The sequence below is a fragment of the Streptomyces sp. NPDC033229 genome, assembly GCF_055576875.1.
Genome location: NZ_JBVIQR010000204.1, coordinates 1 through 1,430, shown reverse-complemented (window position 1 = coordinate 1,430; position 1,430 = coordinate 1). Strand labels below are relative to the sequence as shown.

The following is a 1,430-nucleotide window of genomic DNA, read 5'->3' as shown; positions in this document are numbered from 1 at the left end:
CGCCGCGGGGCTGAGGGCGCCGACGGCGGCTCCCACGCCGATCGCTCCGGCGGTACCCAATAACAGGCGTCTCGACAGATCGGACATGGCGCTCCATGTTGTTAAGCGGCCTCGGAAGCCCGGATGAGCACAACGTACCGCCGCCCCGGAAGAGCACAGTGCGCCCTTTCGTAACTGACCACCGACCGGGTGACACCAGGGATTGGCGACGCCCTGCCAGGATCCGGCAGATCGCCTGTACCGCGAACGCCACCGCGACGGCGAACGCACGGACCCGCCCAGGCTTCGAGCGCGGTCTTCAGCTCGTCCAGCGAGCAGAACACGCCGCGTTCGAGGCAGCGTCGTTCGAGCTCGGCGAACCACCGCTCGACCTGGTTGATCCACGACGAGTACGTCGGGATGAAATGCAGCTCGAAGCGGGGGTGGGCGAGCAGCCACCGATGCACCACGGGTGCCTTGTGCGCAGAGAGGTTGTCGCAGATCACGTGCACCGCCAGGCCGGGGTCGGTCTGCCGGTCGATCTCGTCCAGGAAGTCGCGGAAGTCCACCGCCCGGTGCTGGGCCGACAGCTTCCCGATCACCTTCCCGGTGGCGGTGTTCAGCGCCGCGAACAAGTCCACGGTGCCGTGCCGGACGTAGTCGAAACTGCGCCGTTCCGGTGTCCCCGGCACCATCGGCAGCACCGGGGCGGTCCGTTCCAGGGCCTGGATCTGCGGTTTCTCGTCCATCGCGAACACCGCCGCGTTCGCCGGCGGCGCGAGATACAGGCCCACCACGTCCCGGATCTTGTCGATCAACAGGGGATCCGGGGAGATCTTGAAGGTGTCGGTCCGCCAGGGCTGGAGACCGAAAGCGCGCGAGATCCGCAGCACGCTCGTGGGCGAGATCTCCACCCGCCGAGCCATCTTCCGCTTCGACCAGTGCGTCGACCCCTCGGGCAGCTCTTCGAGGGTGCGGACCACCATCTCTTCCACCTGGGCATCAGTGATGGTCCGCGGCACCCCCGGCCGCGGCTCGTCAGCCAGACCGTCCAGCCGGTCCCGCAGAAACCGTGACCGCCACTTGCTCACCGTTATCCGGTGGACACCCAGCCGGCCCGCGACAGCCATGTTGCTGCCGCCTTGCGCACACGCCAGAACGATTCTCGCCCGCAGGGCCAGGCCCTGCGCGGTCGTGCGACGCTTCGCCCACCCCTGCAACACCACCCGCTCGGAATCCGAGAGCACGAGCGGGACCAGCCTGCTGTCACCCATGCCCTCCAGCACACCGCCGAACGACCCAGCCGTCACCAGCCCCGGCCTGATCTGGGACAGACCACAACTCACGTGGCGACACTGAGGTGACCCCCGGAGTGTGGACACAGGGTGTCATGCTGCGAGTGAGAGTTTAGCTGTCTTGTGGTGCTGCTGTTCGAACTCCAGCGGTGAGAG

1 protein-coding gene is annotated in these 1,430 nt (G+C 67.4%); it reads right to left on the bottom strand.

All coding sequences use genetic code 11. The features are described 5' to 3' along the window. Positions 1-101: 101 nt before the first annotated feature. Positions 102-1,325 carry an IS630 family transposase gene (locus ACZ53N_RS37400; protein WP_469145142.1) on the bottom strand — a complete coding sequence of 408 codons (1,224 nt, stop codon included), beginning with the start codon at positions 1,323-1,325 and terminating at the stop codon, positions 102-104. Positions 1,326-1,430: the final 105 nt, after the last annotated feature.